17 protein-coding genes are annotated in these 19925 nt (G+C 73.6%); 10 read left to right on the forward strand and 7 right to left on the reverse strand.

The features are described 5' to 3' along the window. The 4 genes from ABD223_RS31515 to ABD223_RS31530 all read left to right on the forward strand — a co-directional run. A partial coding sequence (locus tag ABD223_RS31515; RefSeq protein WP_344040284.1) for a helix-turn-helix transcriptional regulator occupies positions 1-1547 on the forward strand: 1547 nt, incomplete at its 5' end. A 104-nt stretch (positions 1548-1651) separates the two neighbouring features. Next, on the forward strand, positions 1652-2068 hold the full coding sequence (locus tag ABD223_RS31520) for an acyl-CoA thioesterase (protein WP_344040285.1): 417 nt from the start codon (positions 1652-1654) through the stop codon (positions 2066-2068). Next, on the forward strand, positions 2065-3165 hold the full coding sequence (locus ABD223_RS31525; protein ID WP_344040286.1) for an alcohol dehydrogenase catalytic domain-containing protein: 1101 nt from the start codon (positions 2065-2067) through the stop codon (positions 3163-3165). Before ABD223_RS31520 ends, ABD223_RS31525 begins: the two co-directional genes overlap by 4 nt. An 86-nt stretch (positions 3166-3251) precedes the next feature. Continuing rightward, positions 3252-4031, forward strand: coding sequence for a cyclase family protein (locus tag ABD223_RS31530; RefSeq protein WP_344040287.1), 780 nt, complete (start codon positions 3252-3254; stop codon positions 4029-4031). A gap of 156 nt (positions 4032-4187) precedes the next feature. Here ABD223_RS31530 and ABD223_RS31535 read toward each other — a convergent pair whose 3' ends face one another. Continuing rightward, a complete protein-coding gene (locus tag ABD223_RS31535; protein ID WP_344040288.1) occupies positions 4188-5699 on the reverse strand; it encodes a diguanylate cyclase domain-containing protein in 1512 nt (503 codons plus the stop codon). A 59-nt stretch (positions 5700-5758) separates the two neighbouring features. Here ABD223_RS31535 and ABD223_RS31540 point away from each other — a divergent pair, with 59 nt between their 5' ends. Both ABD223_RS31540 and ABD223_RS31545 read left to right on the forward strand, forming a co-directional pair. Next, the gene (locus ABD223_RS31540) at positions 5759-6277 is read left to right on the forward strand and encodes a MarR family winged helix-turn-helix transcriptional regulator (protein WP_344040289.1); all 519 of its coding nucleotides are present in this window, start codon (positions 5759-5761) and stop codon (positions 6275-6277) included. A 42-nt stretch (positions 6278-6319) separates the two neighbouring features. Further along, positions 6320-6604, forward strand: a complete 285-nt coding sequence (locus tag ABD223_RS31545) for a DUF4360 domain-containing protein (RefSeq protein ID WP_344040290.1) — start codon at positions 6320-6322, stop codon at positions 6602-6604. Here ABD223_RS31545 and ABD223_RS31550 read toward each other — a convergent pair. From ABD223_RS31550 to ABD223_RS31570, 5 genes are all read right to left on the reverse strand, one after another. Continuing rightward, positions 6597-8048 (reverse strand): glutamate synthase subunit beta, encoded by a 1452-nt coding sequence (locus ABD223_RS31550; RefSeq protein ID WP_344040291.1) that lies wholly within the window; start codon positions 8046-8048, stop codon positions 6597-6599. The genes ABD223_RS31545 and ABD223_RS31550 overlap by 8 nt on opposite strands. Continuing rightward, entirely contained in the window at positions 8041-12546 is a 4506-nt protein-coding gene (gltB, locus tag ABD223_RS31555; RefSeq protein ID WP_344040292.1) for a glutamate synthase large subunit, read from the reverse strand. The genes ABD223_RS31550 and gltB overlap by 8 nt, the downstream gene beginning before the upstream one ends. A gap of 388 nt (positions 12547-12934) precedes the next feature. After that, positions 12935-13213 (reverse strand): hypothetical protein, encoded by a 279-nt coding sequence (locus tag ABD223_RS31560; RefSeq protein ID WP_344040293.1) that lies wholly within the window; start codon positions 13211-13213, stop codon positions 12935-12937. A gap of 74 nt (positions 13214-13287) precedes the next feature. Further along, positions 13288-13992: a VIT1/CCC1 transporter family protein gene (locus ABD223_RS31565; RefSeq protein ID WP_344040294.1), complete on the reverse strand. Its 705-nt coding sequence runs from the start codon at positions 13990-13992 to the stop codon at positions 13288-13290. 136 nt (positions 13993-14128) lie between these two features. Beyond that, the gene (locus ABD223_RS31570; RefSeq protein ID WP_344040295.1) at positions 14129-14677 is read right to left on the reverse strand and encodes a hypothetical protein; all 549 of its coding nucleotides are present in this window, start codon (positions 14675-14677) and stop codon (positions 14129-14131) included. Between the two features lie 410 nt (positions 14678-15087). Here ABD223_RS31570 and ABD223_RS31575 point away from each other — a divergent pair, with 410 nt between their 5' ends. From ABD223_RS31575 to ABD223_RS31585, 3 genes are all read left to right on the forward strand, one after another. Next, on the forward strand, positions 15088-15768 hold the full coding sequence (locus tag ABD223_RS31575; protein WP_344040297.1) for a response regulator transcription factor: 681 nt from the start codon (positions 15088-15090) through the stop codon (positions 15766-15768). Continuing rightward, complete coding sequence (locus tag ABD223_RS31580) at positions 15765-17042, forward strand: ATP-binding protein (RefSeq protein WP_344040298.1); 1278 nt, start codon at positions 15765-15767, stop codon at positions 17040-17042. Before ABD223_RS31575 ends, ABD223_RS31580 begins: the two co-directional genes overlap by 4 nt. A gap of 350 nt (positions 17043-17392) precedes the next feature. Continuing rightward, positions 17393-18145 (forward strand): CAP domain-containing protein, encoded by a 753-nt coding sequence (locus ABD223_RS31585; RefSeq protein WP_344040299.1) that lies wholly within the window; start codon positions 17393-17395, stop codon positions 18143-18145. On the opposite strand, the gene ABD223_RS31590 is transcribed toward ABD223_RS31585, so the two are convergent. Further along, positions 18127-18615, reverse strand: coding sequence for an Lrp/AsnC family transcriptional regulator (locus ABD223_RS31590; RefSeq protein WP_344040300.1), 489 nt, complete (start codon positions 18613-18615; stop codon positions 18127-18129). The two genes, ABD223_RS31585 and ABD223_RS31590, sit on opposite strands and share 19 nt — an antisense overlap. 141 nt (positions 18616-18756) lie before the next feature. Here ABD223_RS31590 and ABD223_RS31595 point away from each other — a divergent pair, with 141 nt between their 5' ends. Further along, entirely contained in the window at positions 18757-19830 is a 1074-nt protein-coding gene (locus tag ABD223_RS31595) for a thiamine pyrophosphate-dependent enzyme (protein ID WP_344040301.1), read from the forward strand. Positions 19831-19925 lie beyond the last annotated feature (95 nt).

A 19925-nucleotide genomic window follows, 5' to 3' on the forward strand; every position in this document is an offset into this window, starting at 1 on the left:
GCCACCTGGTCGCCGCCGCCACCGACCACTGGGCGCACGGCGCGCCCCGCCGGTCCAGCGACGCGCCGCGCACCGCCGTCCGCCTCACCGACGACGCCGACCTGCGCGCCCGCGCCGAACTGCTGCGCGGCGGCCTCGACCTCGGCCACGGCCTGCCGGACGTGGCCGCCCGCCGCCTGCTGCACGCGGCCGGCGAGCTGGTCGGCACGCACCGCGCGCTCGCCATCACCGCGCTGGGCTTCGCGGGCGAGGCGGCCAGCATCGCGAGCGACCACCGCCGGTACGCCGAGACCGCCGCGTTCGCCGACCGCCTCCGCCTGCCCGACGAGCCGGACGTCACGCGCGTCACCCTCGACCACCTCACCGGCATGGCCGCCACGTTCGCGGGCCGCCACCAGGAGGCCCTGCCCGCCCTGCGCTCGGTGGTGGAGCTGGCGGAGCGCCTGCCGCACCCGCAGGCCAAGATCTGGGGCGGTCAGGCCGCCTACACCCTCGGCGACGCCACCAAGGCGCACGAGCTGGCCACCAGCGCGGTCACCGCCGCGCACGAGCACGGCCTGACCGGGCTCGTGCCGTGGGCGCTGGTCTACCGGGCGCTGTCGGCGCTGCTGCTCGACCAGCACTCGGTCGCGCTGTCGGCGGCCTACGAGGGCGTGCACGCGGCCACCTCCATGGGCCAGCACAACGCCGTGGTGGACCACCTGACGATCCTCGCGCTGCTCGCCGCCCTGCGCGGCGACACCGAGACCGCCGTGCACCGCATCGACGCCGCCGCCGAGCAGATCGCGCAGCGCGGCCTCGGCCGGTCCGGCGCGTTCGGCGCGTGGGCGTTCGCCTGCGTCGACCTCGCCCTGGACCGCCCGGCCGACGCGCTGGACCGGCTGCGCCTGATGGCGCCCGGCGGTGGCGGCGTGCACGCGGGCATCAAGGTGCTGGCCGCGCCGCACGTGGTGGAGGCGGCGGTCGGCTGCGGCAGGCCCGCCGCCGGGGACCGCGCGCTGCGCCGCTACGAGAAGTGGGTCGGCGCCACGGGCTGCGCCGCCAGGCTCGCGCTGTCGCACCGCTGCCGCGGGATGCTGTCCGACGGCTCCCGCGCCGACGAGCACTTCCGCGAGGCCATCCGGCTGCACCGGGTCAGCGGCACCGCCATGGAGCTGGCCAAGACCGAGCTGTTCTACGGCCACCGGCTGCGGCGCGGGCGCCGCCCCCGGGCCGCCCGGGAGCTGCTGCGCGACGCGGTGAAGATCTTCGAGGGCTACGAGGCCGACCGCTGGACCGCGCGGGCCCGCGCCGAGCTGCGCGCGGCGGGCGACACCGTGGCCGGCGCGCCCGGCGGTCAGGCCGGCGGCCCACCCGGCGCCGACCCCGCCGCCGAGCTGACCGCGCAGCAGGTGCGGATCGCCCGCCTGGTCGCCGAGGGCGCGACCAACCGCGAGGTCGCCGCCCGCCTGTTCCTGAGCCACCGCACCGTCGAGCACCACCTGCGCAACATCTTCGCCAAGCTCGGCGTGCGGTCCCGCGTCGAACTGAGCAGGGTGCTCGACTGAGGGACCGGCCCGACCGGACGACCCGGCGGACAGGCCGCCCGAGCAGGGACAGGCCGAGCAGGACAGCCCCAACAGGAACAGCTCGAACAGGAGCAGGAGGTCGCGTGCGCGAGGACTACCGCCACTGGCAGCGGATCCCGACCCGGTGGCACGACAACGACGTGTACGGGCACGTCAACAACGTCGTGCACTACGCGTTCATGGACACGGTGATCAACACGTGGCTCATCGGCGCGGCCGGGTTGGACATCCACCGCGGGCAGGCGATCGGGCTGTGCGTGGAGTCCCACTGCAACTACCGCGCGTCCATCGCGTTCCCCGAGGCCGTCGACGCGGGCCTGCGCATCGGCCACCTGGGCCGCTCCAGCGTCCGCTACGAGGTCGGCTTCTACCCCGAGGGCCGCGACGACGTGGTGGCCGAGGGCCACTTCGTGCACGTGTTCGTCGACCGGGCGACGCGCAAGCCGGTGGAGATCCCGGTGGACCTGCGCGGCGCGATGGCCGGGCTGGTGGTCGCATGAGGACGCGCGGCGCGGTGCTGACCGAGGTCGGCGGACCGCTGGAGGTGGTCGACCTCGAACTCGACCCGCCCGGCCCCGGCGAGCTGCTGGTGCGGGTGCGCGCCACCGGCCTGTGCCACTCGGACCTGTCGGTCATCGACGGCTCCCGCGTCCGGCCGCTGCCCATGGTGCTCGGCCACGAGGCCGCCGGCGAGGTCGTGGGCACCGGGCCCGGCGCGTCGGAGTTCGCGGTGGGCGACCGGGTCGTGCTGTCCTTCGTGCCCGCGTGCGGCGCGTGCCGGTGGTGCGTGGCGGGCAGGCAGGCGCTGTGCGAGCCCGGCGCCGCGGCCAACCGGGCGGGCACCCTGCTCGGCGGCGAACGGCGGCTGCGGCTGCCCGATGGCACCCGCCCGCACCACCACCTGGGCGTGTCCGGGTTCGCCGAGCACGCCGTGGTGTCGGAGAAGTCCGCCACGCGCGTGCCCGACGACCTGCCCTTCGACGTGGCCGCCCTGTTCGGCTGCGCGGTGCTCACCGGCGCGGGCGCGGCGTTCTACAGCGCGGGCGTCGCGCCGGGCGACCGGGTCGCGGTGTTCGGGCTCGGCGGCGTCGGCCTGGCCGCGCTGCTGGCCGCGCGGGCGGCGGGCGCGACGCAGCTCGTCGCCGTGGACGTGGTGCCGGCCAAGCGGGAACTCGCGCTCGCGCTCGGCGCGACGGACCAGGTGGAGGGCGGCCCGGACGCGGTCGAGGCGGTGCGGTCGCTCACCGGCGGCGGCGCGGACAAGGTCATCGACACGACCGGCGTGGCCGCCGTGCTGGAGCAGGCGTACCTGGCCACCGGAGCGGGCGGCACCACGGTCACGGTCGGCCTGCCGCACCCCGACCGCACGGTGTCGCTGCCCGCGCTGAGCCTCGTCGCCGAGGAGCGCACGCTCAAGGGCAGCTACCTCGGGTCGTGCGTGCCGCGGCGGGACGTGCCGAGGTTCGTGGCGCTGCACCGGGCGGGGCTGCTGCCCGTGCACGAGCTGCTGTCGGGCCGGCTGTCACTGGAAGAGGTGAACGTCGGGTTCACCCGTTTGGCCTCTGGAGAAGCCGTCCGGCAGGTCGTCGTGCCGTGATCACCAAGCCGGTACGGTTGCCCGGATCGGGTGACAGCTGAACAGAGGAGTGGTCGTCGGTGCGCAGGCGGTCGATGCTCGCGGGTGTGGTTTCGGCAGTGGGCGGCACGATGGCCGCGGGCGGCGGGTCGGCGCAGGCGTCGGGCGGGCTCGGCCTGAACGACTACCGGCTGGTCAACCTGGCGCACGTCAACGACCCGGACCGGACCAACGTCTACCCGGGCGACCCCGCCTTCACGCTGACCACGGTCACCACCGTGCCCGAGCACGGCTTCTACCTCCAGTACGTCGAGCAGGGCGAGCACACCGGCACGCACTGGGGCGCGCCCGCGCACTTCAACGACGACCAGCCCCACGCCGACGAGCTGGACGCGGAGGACCTGTTCCTGCCCGCGGTCAAGGTCGACGTGCGCGAGCGGGCGGCGCGCGACGCCGACTACGAGGTGACCGTCGAGGACCTCCGGCGCTGGGAGAAGCGGCACGGCCGCATCCCGCGCGAGGCGGCCGTGGTGCTGTGGACCGGTTGGCAGGACCGCTGGGGCACCCCGGCGTTCTACAACTTCGACGGCGACGGGCAGATGCACCAGCCCGGGTTCTCGCTCGCGGCGGTGGAGTGGCTGGTCGGCACCGGCCGGCTGGGCAGGCGCGGCGCGCTCGGCACGGACACGTTCAGCCCCGAGCGGGCGCTGGACGTGGACTACCGGGTGTCCAAGCTGCTCTACCGGGAGCGCCGGATCAGCCTGGAAATCCTGGCCAACCTCGAACAGCTGCCCGAGCAGGGCGCGCACGTCCTCGTCGGCGGCGTGATCAACCGGCGCGGGTCCGGGTCGCCGGCGAGCGTGTACGCGTTCGTGCCCAAGCGCTGACGGCCGCCCGGTCCCATGCGACGGTGGCGGGTCGGCGGGGCCGCTCGTCGGCCGGCCGGGGCCACACGCGGCGCGACCCGGCGCCGCGCCCCCACCGGTTCACCGGCGCGGGGCCGGCGCGCGGGTCGGGTCGGCCGCGGCGGGGTGCGCACCGCGTCACTCGTGGATGACCAGCCCTCGCCCACCGTCGCGCTTGGCCTCGTACATGGCCTTGTCCGCGCGCTTGAGCACGGACGCCGCGGTGGCCTCCGGGTCCCGGTCCGCGCAGACCACCACCCCCACCGACGCGCTGATCTCCTCGCCGAGGCTGTCCAGCACCCGGAAGGCGACCTGCTCCGGCTCGCCGACCCCCTCGACCAGCACGCCGAACTCGTCGCCGCCCAGCCGGGCCACCACGTCGGTGTCGCGGACGCACCCGCGCAGCCGCTGGGCCACCCGCTCCAGCAGCGCGTCGCCGTGCGCGTGGCCCGACACGTCGTTGACCGCCTTGAAGTCGTCCAGGTCCACGAACAGCAGCCCGAACGGCGAGCCGTCGCGGTGGTGGCGGGCCAGCGCCTCGTCCAGCCTGCTCTCGAACAGCGCCCGGTTGGCCAGGCCGGTCAACGGGTCGTGGTGCGCCTGGTGGACCAGGGTGCGCTCGGACTCCCGCAGCATCAGGACCAGCTTCTCGTTGTCCACGATGGTCACCAGCTGACGCAGGATCACCGCGACGGACACGGTGAACCCGCACCCGATCTCCACCCCGTCCAGCGGCCCCACCTCGCCGATCGCGGTGCGCCGCAGCACCAGCACGACGCAGACCAGCAGCGGCACGTACGGCATGAGCAGGTAGCCCCACTGCCACGACCTCCGGCTGCGCGCCGGGCCGCCGACCGGGTTCGGCGCCGGCGCGAGGGCCGCCAGGGCGATCAGCGCGGGACCGAGCACGAACCCCGCGTTGGCCGACGGCGGCACCTCCGGCGCCTGGACGCTGACCAGGTAGGCGAACGCCAGGTCGGACGCCGACAGGGCCGCCAGCCCCAGGCCGAGCAGCCGCAGTTGCGGTCGCAGCACGACCGTGCGGTCGGCGCTGAGCACCACCACGACGACCAGCAGCACCAGGTCCGTGACCGGGTAGGCGACGGCCACCAGGAACGCCGCCGTGCTCGGGTTGCCCACCGCGACGAGCCCGCCCAGCGCCGTGGTCCAGGTGAGCGCGAACAGCGAGCCGACCACGATCACGCCGTCCAGCAGCAGCACCAGGCGCGCGCTGCCCGAGCGGCGGTCCAGCAGCGCGTCCGGGTTGTCCGACCGCCGGTGGTTGCCGATGACCAGCAGCGCGGCGAACGCGAACGGCACGATGCTCAGGTAGCCCGCGTCGGCGGGCGACGGCGAGGGCACGGCGCGCTCCTCGACCAGCTGGTACCAGGTCCACAGCGCCATGCCGACCGTCCAGCCGAACGCGCCGCAGCCCATCGCGACGCGCCACCGGCGGTCCGGACCGCTCCGCCGGCGCGCCGTCCACCAGCAGCAACCGGTGGCGAGCAGGCCCGCGACGAGCTGGGCGAGGTCGTCGAGCACCACCGCGGCGCGGCCCTCGACGAGGTCGAAACCGGCGGCCGCGGACGCGGCCGTGGCGAGCGCCAGCACCACCGCGGCGGTGATGGCGAACCGCCTCGTCCCGATCACCCCGGTAAGTGTGCCCGATTCCCGCCCCATCGGCCGGGTTGCCCTGCGAGGATCGGCGGGTGGCAGAGCAGGAGGTCCCCGCCGCGGCCGACGTGGTGGCGGAGCAGGACTACGAGCGCTTCGCGCGGCGCCGGATCGCCGAGATGGGCGGGGACGCCGTGGCGTTCAGCCTGTCGTACAACGTGCTGCACCTGGCGTACATGATGATCACCGACTACGAGGCGCTCGTGCACCGCGAGCAGGGCTGGACGATGCCGGGGTTCCGGTTGATGTTCAAGCTGTGGATCCTCGGGCCGACGCAGCCCGCGCGGCTGGCCGAGCTGTCCGGCACCACCAGGTCGGCGATGTCGAACCTGATCAACACGCTGGAGCGGACCGGGCTGGTCGAGCGCGCCAGGGACGGCCAGGACCGGCGCGTGGTGTTCGTGGCGCTGACCGAGGAGGGGCGCGCGGCCGTGGCCCGGGTCTTCCCCGTGCAGAACGCGCGCGAGTCGCGGTGGTTCGACGTGCTGGACGAGGACGAGTGCGCGCACGTGGTCCAGCTGATCCGACGGGTGGTCACGGCGCGCCCGCAGTAGCGCGATATTCCGCGCGGACGTCGCCGGCGCGGTCCGAACGACATGTGGCCGCAATCGACCACCGGCCCCTTCAGCGACGACTGGCAGGCCACGGACACCACCGAACCGGCCGCCATCGTGCACCACCCGTGCGGCGAACAGCGGTTGTTCAACATCAACACCGAGCCGCGGGTGAGCGCGGGCTCCCCGGACCCGGCGACCACGACCGGCTCGGCACGAGCGCGCCCCCGGCGCCCGGACGACGTTGTCCGAGCGCCGGGGGCGCTGTCCCGGGACGTCCCCGGTGGCCGGACCACGCTGTCCGGCCACCGGGGACGGGTCAGGTGAGCGGCCGGTCGGTCGGCTCGATCGGCCGCGGCAGGACGTTCCGCCCCACCAGGTACGCGTCGACGCCCGCGGCGGCCGAGCGGCCCTCCGCGATCGCCCACACGATCAGCGACTGGCCGCGGCCCATGTCGCCCGCCACGAACACGCCGTCCACGGAGGTGGCGAACGACCGGTCGCGGGCGACGTTGCCGCGCGCGTCCAGGTCCACGCCCAGCTCGGTGAGCAGCCCCTCCTTCTCCGGGCCGACGAAACCCATGGCCAGCGTCACCAGTTGGGCCGGGATCTCGCGCTCGCTGCCGGGCACCGGCTCGAAGCGCCCGCCGGACGCCTGCACCTCGACCAGGCGCAGCGCCCGCACCGCGCCGTCGTCGTCGCCCAGGAACTCCGCCGTGGACACCGCGTACAGGCGCTCGCCGCCCTCCTCGTGCGCCGACGTCACCCGGTACAGCATCGGGTAGGTCGGCCACGGGTGGGCCTCCGACCGCAGCTCCGGCGGCCTGGGCATGATCTCCAGCTGCGTCACCGACAGCGCGCCCTGGCGGTGGGCCGTGCCCACGCAGTCCGCGCCCGTGTCACCGCCGCCGATGACGACCACGTGCTTGCCCGCCGCCGAGATGGGCGGCTCCTCCAGCTCGCCGCGCGCCACCCGGTTCGCGCCCGGCAGGTACTCCATCGCCTGGTGCACGCCGCTCAGCGACCGGCCCGGCACCGGCAGGTCGCGCCACGCCGTCGCGCCGCCGGCCAGCACCACCGCGTCGTACGACTCCCGCAGCTCGGCGACCGTGACGTCCACGCCGACGTCCACGCCCGTCCGGAACTCGGTGCCCTCGGCGCGCATCTGCTCCAGCCGCCGGTCCAGGCGCCACTTCTCCATCTTGAACTCGGGGATCCCGTACCGCAGCAGGCCGCCGATCGCGTCGGCCCGCTCCAGCACCACCACGGAGTGCCCGGCCCGGGTCAGCTGCTGCGCCGCGGCCAGCCCGGCGGGGCCGGAGCCGACGACCGCGACCTTCTTCCCGGTCAGCGCGGTGGGGACCTGCGGGGTCACCCAGCCCTCGTCCCACGCCCGGTCGATGATGGAGATCTCCACCCGCTTGATGGTCACCGGATCGCCGTTGATCCCGACCACGCACGCGGCCTCGCACGGGGCGGGGCACAGCGTCCCGGTGAACTCCGGGAAGTTGTTGGTGGCGTGCAGCCGCTCCGACGCCTTGAGCCAGTCCTCCCGCCACACCAGGTTGTTCCACTCGGGGATCAGGTTCCCCAGCGGGCAGCCCTGGTGGCAGAACGGGATGCCGCAGTCCATGCACCGCCCGGCCTGCTTCTCCAGCTTGGGCCGCTCGAACTCCTCGTACACCTCGCGCCAGTCGCGCAGCCGCAGGAACACCGGCCTGCTGCGCGGCACCTCCCGCTCGGTGGTGAGGAAGCCTCGGGGGTCAGCCATGGGACGCCTCCATGATCGCTTCGTTGACGTCCCGGCCTTCCTGCTCGGCGCGGGCGCGGGCGGCCAGCACCCGCTTGTAGTCCTTGGGCATGACCTTGGTGAACCGGTCGACCGCGAGGTCCCAGTCCGCCAGCAGCGCGTGCGCCACCGCCGACTCGGTCTCCGCGTAGTGCTTCTCCACCGCGGACCGCAGGAATTCCCGGTCGGCGGCGTCCAGCGGGTCCAGGTCGACCATCTCGGGGTTCACCCGGCCGACCACCGCGTCGAGCACGTAGGCGACACCGCCCGACATGCCCGCCGCGAAGTTGCGCCCGGTCGACCCGAGCACGACCACCCGGCCGCCGGTCATGTACTCGCAGCCGTGGTCGCCGACGCCCTCGACGACGGCCAGCGCGCCGGAGTTGCGCACGCAGAACCGCTCGCCGACGCGCCCGCGCAGGAAGACCTCGCCGGACGTGGCGCCGTAGCCGATCACGTTGCCCGCGACCACCTGGTGCTCGGCGGCGAACTGCGCGCCCGGCACCGGCCGCACGGTGATCCGGCCGCCGGACAGGCCCTTGCCGAGGTAGTCGTTCGCGTCGCCGACGAGCCGCAGCGTGATGCCGCGCGGCACGAACGCGCCGAACGACTGCCCGGCGGTGCCGGTGAACGTGATGTCGATCGTGTCGTCCGGCAGGCCGCCGCCGCCCCACTTCCGGGTCACCTCGGACCCGAGCATGGTGCCCACGGTGCGGTTGACGTTGCGCACCGGCAGCTCCAGTCGCACCCGGTCGCCCGAGTCGATGGCGCCCTCGGCCAGCTGGATCAGCGTGTTGTCCAGCGCCTTGTCCAGCCCGTGGTCCTGCGCCACGACCCGGTGCCGCGCCGAGCCCTCCGGCAGCTCGGGCACGTGGAAGATCGGCGACAGGTCGAGCCCGGCCGCCTTCCAGTGGTCCACCGCCTTGCGCGTGTCGAGCAGGTCGGCGTGGCCCACGGCCTCCGCCAGCGTGCGGAAACCGAGGCGCGCCAACAGCTCCCGCACCTCCTGCGCGACGAACTCGAAGAAGTTCACCACGTGCTCGGCCTTGCCCGCGAACTTCGCGCGCAGCACCGGGTTCTGCGTGGCCACGCCCACCGGGCAGGTGTCCAGGTGGCACACCCGCATCATGATGCAGCCCGACACCACCAGGGGAGCGGTGGCGAAGCCGAACTCCTCCGCGCCCAGCAGCGCCGCGATCACCACGTCCCGGCCGGTCTTGAGCTGGCCGTCGGTCTGCACCACGATCCGGTCGCGCAGCCGGTTGGCCAGCAGCGTCTGCTGCGTCTCGGCCAGGCCCAGCTCCCACGGGCCGCCCGCGTGCTTGATGGACGACAGGGGGGAGGCCCCGGTGCCGCCGTCGTGGCCGGAGATCAGCACGACGTCCGCGTGCGCCTTGGACACGCCCGCCGCGACCGTGCCGACGCCGACCTCGGAGACGAGCTTCACGTGGATGCGCGCCGCCGGGTTGGCGTTCTTCAGGTCGTGGATGAGCTGCGCCAGGTCCTCGATCGAGTAGATGTCGTGGTGCGGCGGCGGCGAGATCAGGCCCACGCCCGGCGTGGAGTGCCGGGTCTTGGCGATCCACGGGTACACCTTCGCGCCGGGCAGCTGGCCGCCCTCGCCGGGCTTCGCGCCCTGCGCCATCTTGATCTGGATGTCGTCGGCGTTGACCAGGTACTCGCTCGTCACGCCGAACCGGCCGGACGCGACCTGCTTGATCGCGCTGCGCCGCGAGTCGCCGTTGGCGTCGGGCACGAACCGCTCCGGGTCCTCGCCGCCCTCGCCGGTGTTGGACTTCGCGCCCAGCCGGTTCATCGCGACGGCCAGCACCTCGTGCATCTCCTGCGAGATGGACCCGTAGGAGATGGCGCCGGTGGCGAACCGCTTGACGATCGACGAGACCGGCTCGACCTCGTCGATCGGCACCGGCGGGCGCACGCCCTCCCGGAACTCGAACAGCCCGCGCAGCGTCATCAGCCGCTCGGCCTGCTCGTCGACCGCCCGCGTGTACTCCTTGAAGACGTCGTAGCGCCCGGAGCGGGTGGAGTGCTGGAGCTTGAACACCGTCTGCGGGTTGAACAGGTGCGCCTCGCCCTCGCGGCGCCACTGGTAGTCGCCGCCGGTCTCCAGCTCCCGGTGGTGCGGCCGGACGTCGTCGGCCGGGAACGCGGTGCGGTGCCGCCGCGCGACCTCCTCGGCGACGACGTCGAACCCGATGCCGCCCAGCCGCGAGGTGGTGCCGGTGAAGCAGGACTCCACGACCTCGTCGCCCAGACCGATGGCCTCGAAGATCTGCGCGCCCGTGTAGGAGGCGACGGTCGACACGCCCATCTTGGACATGGTCTTGCGCACGCCCTTGCCCAGCGCCTTGATCAGGTTGCGGGCGGCGACCTTCGGCTCGACGTCCGGCAGCTCCTCCACCGACGCCATCGCCAGGTACGGGTTGACCGCCTTGGCGCCGTAGCCGACGAGCAGCGCGATGTGGTGCACCTCGCGCGCGTCGCCCGCCTCCACGATCAGGTCCACCTGGGTGCGGGTCTTCTCCCGGACCAGGTGGTGGTGCACCGCGCCGGTCAGCAGCAGCGACGGGATCGGCGCGTGCTCGGCGTCGACGCCCCGGTCGGACAGCACGACCAGCCGCGCGCCGTCCCGGATGGCCGCCGACACCTCGGCGCGGATCTCGTCCAGCCGCCGCACCAGGGCCTCGCCGCCGCCCGCCACCTCGTACAGGCCGCGCACGGTGAAGGTCCGGAACTCCGGCAGGGTGCCGTCGTCGTCGACGTGCACCAGCTTGGCCAGCTCGTCGTTGTCCAGCACCGGGAACGGCAGCGAGATGCGCCGGCAGGAGCTCTCGTCCGCCGACAGCAGGTTGGGCTCCGCGCCGAGGGTGGCGTGCAGCGAGGTCACCAGCTCCTCGCGGATCGCGTCCAGCGGCGGGTTGGTCACCTGGGCGAACAGCTGGGTGAAGTAGTCGAACAGCTGTCGGGGCCGGTTCGACAGCGGCGCGAACGGGGCGTCGTTGCCCATCGAGCCGATCGGCTCCGCGCCGGTGCGGGCCATCGGGCCCAGCAGCAGCGCCAGCTCCTCCTCGGTGTAGCCGAACGCCTGCTGGCGGCGCACCAGCGACGAGTGCGTCGGCACCTCGCGGGCCCGCACCGGCAGGTCGGCCAGGCGCAGGACGCCCTTCTCGACCCACTCCTGGTACGGGTGCTCGGCGGCGAGCTGCCCCTTGATCTCCTCGTCGTCGATGATCCGCCCCTGGGCGGTGTCGACCAGGAACATCCGGCCCGGCTCCAGCCGGCCCTTGCGCACGATGGTCGCCGGGTCGAGGTCGAGCACGCCCGCCTCGCTGCCGAGCACCACCAGGCCGTCCTCGGTGACCCAGTACCGGGCCGGGCGCAGGCCGTTGCGGTCGAGCACCGCGCCGATCAGCGTGCCGTCGGTGAACGACACCAGCGCCGGGCCGTCCCACGGCTCCATGAGCGTGGAGTGGAACTCGTAGAACGCCCGCCGCGCGGGGTCCATCTCGGTGTGGTTCTCCCACGCCTCGGGGATCATCATCAGCACCGCGTGGGGCAGGCTGCGGCCGCCCAGGTGCAGCAGCTCCAGCACCTCGTCGAAGGTGGCCGAGTCGCTGGCGTCGCGCGTGATGACCGGGAACACCCGGGACAGGTCGCCGGGGATCAGGTCGGTGGCCAGCACCGACTCCCGGGCGTCCATCCAGTTGCGGTTGCCGCGCAGGGTGTTGATCTCGCCGTTGTGCGCCACGTACCGGTACGGGTGGGCCAGCGGCCACGACGGGAACGTGTTGGTGGAGAAGCGCGAGTGCACCAGGCCGATGGAGCTGGTCACCCGCTCGTCGGTGAGGTCCCGGAAGAACCTCTCCACCTGGGGCTCGGTGAGCATGCCCTTGTAGACGACCGTGCGGCCCGACAGGCTCGGGAAGTACGCGTCGGTGGCGTGCTCCACGCGCTTGCGCACCACGAACGCCAGTCGCTCCAGCTCCAGGCCGCCGGTCCCCTCCGGGCCGGCGAGGAAGAGCTGGCTGAACGCCGGCATGGTCGTCCTCGCGGTGGGCCCGACGTGGTCGGCGTCCACGGGCAGCTCGCGCCAGCCGAGGACGGTGGCGCCCTCCTCGGCGGCGATGCGCTCGACCTCGGCCTTGACGCCGTCCTGCCCGTCGTTCGGCAGGAACGCCGTGCCGACGGCGTAGTGGCCCGGCTCGGGCAGCGCGAAGTCGACGACCTCGCGGTAGAAGGCGTCGGGCACCTGGATCAGGATTCCCGCGCCGTCACCGGTTTCGGGTTCCGCGCCGCGGGCACCCCGGTGTTCGAGGTTGCGCAGCGCTACCAGGGCCTGGCGCACGATCGCGTGGTTTCTGCGCCCCGCGAGGTCGGCCACGAACGCGACGCCACAGGCGTCGTGCTCGTACCGCGGGTCGTAGAGGCCGCCTTGCGGCTGGTTGTGGTGGTGGGTCACAACGGGCCCTCCCGTGGCGTCGTCAGTTCGCCTGTTTTCGGGCAAACGGATGCGGCCGAGCGACCGCGCGCGGCTTTACGCGGACAGGTCGGCCTGCGGGTGCTGGCTGTGGAACCACGCCGGGAGATCGTCAGCGTGGGGACCGCACTCCGTTGTGCGGGAGAACTGCACTTCCTGGTGCGTGCGTTCCGTGACCGGATGTGGCCGGGGGAGCACGCTTGGCGGTGCACCGGGGTTGCCGGGGTCTTGTGACGATAGTGTGAATTCGGGGTTATGGCGCTAGTCCGAGAGGGCGTCGTGGCGAAGACCACCCCTACTTGACGCCGTTTCGACCAATCGGGTACACCCGATCGGGCCAGTGTTTCGAAATATTCAGCCGCGGTTGAAGTCAGCCCCTGGCGCCCAGGGCCGCTCTCACGCACGCGCCGGCGGCGCTCAGGAGCAGGATCGCCACGGCGGCCTGCCACCACGCGGCCTCGCTCGCGGCCAGGAGCACGTTGATGCCCGCCACCAGTGCGAACAGGGCGGCGAGGAGCGTCCACACCCGGCGCTCGCCCCTCTCCGAACGGGGCACCAGGACCAGGGTCGGCGGGTGGGTCATCGCGGGCACCTCCAGTCGGGGGCTCGCCACCACGGGCAGCGACGAGGCGATCCGGAGTACCCGCACTTTGCGTAGATCACACCTTCGCGGGACGCCTTCTTTCGCCGGGGGACGAACGTCCTGCGCTCTCCGTGATCGGGTTACCCCACCGTTACGCCGAACAGGACACCCACGTAGTACGTCACGATCATCGTCAGCGACCCGACCACCACGTTCCGGCGCACCGCCCGCCCGACCGGGCTCGCGCCGAGCCGGGCGCCGACCACCCCGGTGAGCACCAACCCGACCACCACCGCCGCCGCGCACGCCCACACCCGCCACGCCGTGGGCGGCAGCACGATCGCCACCAGCGGCACCACCGCGCCCACCGCGAACGCCACCAGCGACGCCAGCGCCGCGTGCCACGGGTTGGTCAGGTTGTCCGGGTCGATCTGGAGCTCGGCCTCGGCGTGGGCGCGCAGGGCGTCCTTCTCGGTCAGCTCGTGCGCGACCCGGGCGGCCAGGTCCTCGGACAGGCCCTTGTCCTGGTAGATGCCCGCCAGCTCGCGCTCCTCCTCCTCGGGCATCTCGCGCAGCTCCCACGCCTCCAGCCGCAACGCGGCCCGCTCGGTGTCCCGCTGCGCGCTGACCGAGGCGTACTCGCCACCCGCCATCGACAGCGAGCCCGCCACCAGGCCGGCCACTCCCGCGGCGAGGATCGCGGTGCGGTCCGCCGTGGCGCCCGCGACGCCCACCACCAGCCCCGCGGTGGACACGATCCCGTCATTCGCCCCGAGCACACCCGCCCGGAGCCAGTTCAGCCTGCCGGCGAGGTCGTCGTGGTGCGGTTCACCCGGGTGCGTCATGAGGGGAATCGAACCACCAGGCACACCACCGAGTGGTGTGGACGACGCGAACGGGTGACGGACTGGACAACCCGCCCCCGCGCCCGCGAGCAACGCCCACGATCAACCCCGCTGTGACGAATGGGGGAAGCGGCAATCACCCGGACTCGACGATCCGCCACTGCGGCCCGTCGACCCAGGTGGCCTCCAACCGCGAGCGGTGCCCGGCCCCGCTGAACTCGACCACGACCGCGTCGGCGGGCTGCTCGACGGTGGCCGAGAACCCCTGGTGCGGGCTGGCCGAGATCGGCTGCAAGTCCCGCGGCGCGAAGCGAACGGCCGCCACCCCACCCCGGAGGCGGAAGCTGCGCAGGTAGACCGGCTGACCACCCTGCTCGGTCCAGGTGCCCTCCTCGGAGGGCAACGGCGGCGGCGCAACGGTGGTCGTGGTGGTCGTGGTCACGGGCACAGCGGTGGTCAACACCGGCGACGACGTGACGGCAACGGCGGTGGTGATGGTGGTCGTGACGACGAGGGTGGTCGTGGTCACGGGCACCGCAGACGACTGCTGGACCGGCCCGGCGACGAAGCGCGGCGGTTCCGGCACACCCGCGTCGAGCACGGAGCGGATGCCCAACCAGGACAACGCCACCGCAGCGGCAGTAGAAGCCGACCACGCCGCGAGGTACCGAAGGCCCCTGGTCACCCCACCATCCTCCCAGCGAGCACATCCCCGCCGCCCCCACCCCAACCCAGCCCCCGCTCAGCCCCCACCACCCCACCCACCCGCCTCCCCGCGCGCCAGCGCAAAGCAGCCCCCGCTCGTGGTTTCCCCGTATGGCCTGGGCGCAGCCCAACCGTGCTCGTCAAGGGGTCCGCACGCCCTTCGCGGACCCCTTGACGAGTGTGGTTGCCTCAGGCAGGCCATACGGGGAAACCACGAGCCCACGCCCTTCCCCCGGCGGCCTGCCCAGCGGCGAGCGCCGCTTTCAAGCCCTTCAAGCCCTTCAAGCCCGTGAACCCCGCCCATGGCAGGGCACCGAAGGAGCGCCGACGCCAACCGGTTCATCATCCCCTGGGGATCACCGCTCACCCCTTCGGGCTACCGTGCCCGCCATGGTCTCCGTGCTCCTGGTCGAGGACGACGCCGTCGTCCGGTCGGCGGTCGCCCGCGCGCTGTCCGGGCTGGGGCACGCCGTGCTGCCCGTCGGCACCGCGCTGGAGGCGTTGCGCGAGATCACGAACTCCACCTTCGACCTCGTGGTGCTGGACCTGGGCCTCCCGGACATGGACGGCGGGGACGTGTTGCGGATGATGCGCGGCGTGTGCGACGTGCCGGTGATCGTGGCCACCGCCCGCGACGACGAGGCCGAGATCGTCCGCCTCCTGAACGCGGGCGCCGACGACTACCTGGTCAAGCCGTTCTCCAGCGAGCACCTCGCCGCCCGGCTGGCCGCGGTGCTGCGCCGGGCCCGCAAGCAGGCCCCCGCGGAAGCGCTGCGGATCGGCCGGCTGACCGTGGACCTCGACCGGCGCGAGGCGCGGCTGGACGGGCGGGAGCTGAACCTGACCCGCAAGGAGTTCGACCTCCTGGCCTACCTCGCCGCCCGGGAGGGCAAGGTGGTGCCGCGCGCCGAGCTGCTGGCCAACCTGTGGAACCTGCCGGGCCGCCACGACGACCAGACGCTCGACGTCCACCTGTCCTGGCTGCGCCGCAAGCTCGGCGAGCGCGCCGCCCAACCCCGCTACCTGCACACCGTGCGCGGCGTGGGGTTCAAGCTCACGGCGGCCGAGTGAGGAGGTCCCTCGCCCTGGTCTCGCTCGCGGTCACCTCGATGGTGGCGCTGGCGTTCCTGATCCCGCTCGCCCTGGTGGTGCGCCAGCTCGCCGAGGACCGGGCGCTCACCGACGCCGAGCGCCGGGCGGGCGCCCTCGCGCCGGTGCTGGTGATCACCGACGACCCGGCCGCGATCGGCCAGGCCCTGGCCTCCGGCGCGGGCGGGGTGGCGGTGCACCTGGCGGGCGGCGAGGTCGTCGGCGTGCCCAGGGCGACCGACGACCAGCTCGACACCGCCCGCGACCAGGTGCGCGCGTCCACCGAGGTCGTCCCGGCGGGCCTCGTCCACCTCCAGCCCGTGCTGCTGGACCAGGGCCGCGTCGCCGTGGTCGAGGCGTTCGTGCCCGAGGCCGCGCTGTCCCGGGGCGTCACGCAGGCGTGGCTGGCGCTCAGCGGCGTGGCGGTGGCCCTGGTGCTGGCCTCGGTGCTGGTCGCCGACCGGCTCGGTGCGCGCGTGGTCCGGGCGGCCACCGCCCTGGCCGACGGCGCCCGCCGCATGGGGCAGGGCGACCTGGAGGCCCGCGTCGCGCCCAGCGGCCCGCCCGAGCTGGTCGACGCGGGCGGCGCGTTCAACCGCATGGCCGACCGGATCGGCCAGCTCGTGGCGGGGGAGCGCGAGCTGCTGGCGGACCTGTCGCACCGCCTGCGCACGCCCCTGACCGCGCTGCGCCTGGACTCCGAGACCCTGGGCGCGGATCCCGGCGCCAACCGCGTCCGCCAGGCCGTGCACGCCCTGGAGCGCGAGGTCAACGAGCTGATCCGGGCGGCCCGGCGCGAGCTGGACGACCCCGGCGGCGGCCGGTGCGACGCCGCGCGGGTGGTGCACGACCGGCTGGTGTTCTGGTCGGCGCTGGCCGACGACCAGCAACGCCTGTGGAACCTGCGCGGCACCGAGCGCAGCGCGGTCGTCCCGCTCAGCCGCAGCGACCTGGCCGCCGCCATGGACGCCGTGCTGGGCAACGTCTTCCGGCACACCCCGGAGGGCACGGGGTTCGTGGTGGCGCTGTTCCACCAGCCCGACCGGGTGGTGGTGGTCGTCGAGGACGCCGGTCCGGGCATCCAGGACCTGGAGGCCGCGCTGAGGCGGGGGAGCAGCGGCGCGGGCTCGACCGGCCTGGGGCTCGACATCGCCCGCCGCGCCGCGGAATCCACCGGCGGCTCGCTCGTGGTGGACCGGGGCCCGCTGGGCGGCACCCGCGTGCAGCTGCGGCTCCTGCTGGTGGCCGGGACCTGAGCCCCCCGCGCCCGCCCACAACCGAGCCCGGCGCCCTCCGCGCCCGCTCGCACCAGGACCCGAGCCCCCTGCGCCCGCCCACACCCGGGGCCCGACCCGCCCACCCTTGATCAAGTCACCTTTCCCGCACCTGATGGAACCTTTAAATCTTTCTTAAAAAATTGCCCGGTTGACATTGTTCGAATGCCGGATAGGCTCATTCAAGGAATTGCGGTCGGCCGCAGCGCTCCCACGCTTGCCCGGCCACCCGATTCCCCCTTCGGTGCGGCGGCCGCAGCGCTGACCCTGCATGAAGCGCCTATCCGGCCGCCGCACCGAAAACACCGCCGAACGCAAACGAGGTTTTCCGAGTGTCGCGCAAGAGCCGTGTGCTGCCCCTCGCCGCCGCCCTGACCGGCCTGGCCTGCCTGGCCCTCACCGGGTGCGAGCACCCCGATGGAACCGCCCTGGTCACCGTGAACGCGACGGCGGAGCTGAAGGCGGCGATCGGCGCCCCTTCGCCAGCGCCCCGGACCACGCCGACCGCCTCCTCGGCACCCCAACCGTCAGCACCTCAAGCCTCGACGCCCCCAACCTCGCCGACCGGGACCACGACCGAGGTCCCACCCCCCACGCCCACCACCGAACCCGCCCCCCGCCCGACCACCCAACCCCAGCCCCAGCCCCAGAACCAGCCGAAGCCCCAACCCCAACCCCAACCCGACACCCCCGCCAAGACCGAGGTGGACATCGCCGAAGCCCGCGTCTTCGAGCTGACCAACGCCGAACGCGCCGCCCAGGGCTGCCCCGCCCTCGCCTCCGACGACAAGCTCGCCACGGCCGCCCGCGCGCACAGCGCCGACATGGCCGCCCGGAACTACTTCGACCACGTCTCCCAGGACGGCCGCTCCTTCGTCGACCGGGTCAAGGCCGCCGGCTACCCCAGCCCCGGCGCGGAGAACATCGCCGCCGGCCAGCGCACCGCCGAGTCCGTGGTCAAGGGGTGGATGGACTCGCCCGGCCACCGCGCCAACATCCTCAACTGCAAGCTCAAGGCGCTGGGCGTCGGCATGGCCCGCGGCGGCTCCTACGGCATCTACTGGACTCAGAACTTCGGCTGGTAGCCACCGGCGGGCAGCTCGGCTGGCAGCTCGTCGAGGATCAGCACGGTGTGGCTCGACGTCACGTCCGGCATCGTCTGCAACCGCGACAGCACCAGGTCGCGCAGGCTGTGCGCGTCCGGCGCGCGCACCAGCAGCACCAGGTCGTAGTCGCCGGACACCAGGGCGCCGTGCCACACCTCGGGGATCTCCAGCACCCGCTGCCGCACCGCCTTCCACGAGTGCTGGCTGATCTTGAGGTAGACGTAGGCGGAGATGCCGAAGCCGTAGCGCTCCGGGTCGACCACCGCCGTGTACCCGGTCACGACGCCGTCCCGGTGCAGCCGCTCCACCCGCGAGTACGCGCTGGCGCGGGAGATGTGGAGCCTCTCGGCGAGCGCCCGCATCGACAGCCGCCCGTCCGCGCGCAGCTCCTCCACGATGCGCCGGTCCAGTTCGTCGAGCGGTGCCGAACGTCCAACCTTCCCCGTCATGCGGCCGACGATAACCCGTTCGCGCGGCCGTTCGTCCAGGAAAACCACCCGCACCTGGATCTTTGGCCGGTGTGACGCGGACCATGCCCCCAACTCGTCGCATGAGACCCATGCGAGGTCACCGGAGACTGGGAGGCGCCCATGGCCCGCACCCGCGCACCCGAGCGGACGTTGCTGCCCAGCGATGAACCCCTGTCGCTGCTGCGCAAGGACGGCACGCCGGTCGAGGACTCGCCCCTGGTGATGCCCGGCGACGACGTGCTGGTGGAGCTGCACCGCCGGATGGTGGTCGGCCGCCGCTTCGACGCGCAGGCCACGGCGCTGACCAAGCAGGGCAGGCTGGCCGTCTACCCGTCCTCCCGCGGGCAGGAGGCGTGCGAGGTCGGCGCGGTGCTGGCGCTGCGCGAGCAGGACTGGCTGTTCCCCACCTACCGCGACTCGGTCGCGCTGGTGACCAGGGGCGTCGACCCGGCGGAGACGCTGACCCTGCTCCAGGGCGGCTGGCACCTGGGCTACGACCCCTACGCGCACCGCGTCGGCCCGCAGTGCACGCCGCTGGCCACCAACAGCCTGCACGCGGTCGGCTTCGCGCACGCGGCCCGGCTCAAGGGCGAGGACACCGCGGCGCTGGTGCTGCTCGGCGACGGCGCCACCTCCGAGGGCGACACGCACGAGGCGCTGAACTTCGCGGGCGTCTGGCGCGCTCCCACCGTCTTCCTGGTGCAGAACAACGGCTACGCCATCAGCGTGCCCATGTCCAAGCAGAACGCCGCGCCGTCGCTGGCCCACAAGGGCATCGGGTACGGCGTGCCCTCGGTGCTGGTGGACGGCAACGACGTGGCCGCCGTGTACGCGGTGGTGCGCGAGGCGCTGCACGCGGGCGGTCCCACGCTGATCGAGGCGATCACCTACCGCATCGAGGCGCACACCAACGCCGACGACGCCAACCGCTACCGGGACGCCGCCGAGGTCGCCTCCTGGCTCGACCGCGACCCGGTGGACCGGATCGAGTCCTACCTGACCGCGCGCGGTCTGCTGGACAACGCGCGCCGCGAGGCCGTGGCGGCGGAGGCCGAGGAGTTCGCGGCACGGGTGCGCGCGCGGCTCAACACCGACGTCGAACCCACGCCCGCCGAGCTGTTCGAGCACGTCTACGCGGCCAAGACCGCGAACCTGCGGGCCCAGGCCGCCGCACTGCGGGAGGAGCTGGCATGAGCACGCCCACCAAGGGTTCGTCCGGCGCGCTCTCCACGACCGGGCCGCTCTCCACAGCAGGCGCGCCTTCCACGACCGGCGCGCCTTCCACCGCC

The sequence above is a fragment of the Saccharothrix xinjiangensis genome (assembly GCF_039527585.1).
GTDB lineage: Bacteria > Actinomycetota > Actinomycetes > Mycobacteriales > Pseudonocardiaceae > Actinosynnema > Actinosynnema xinjiangensis.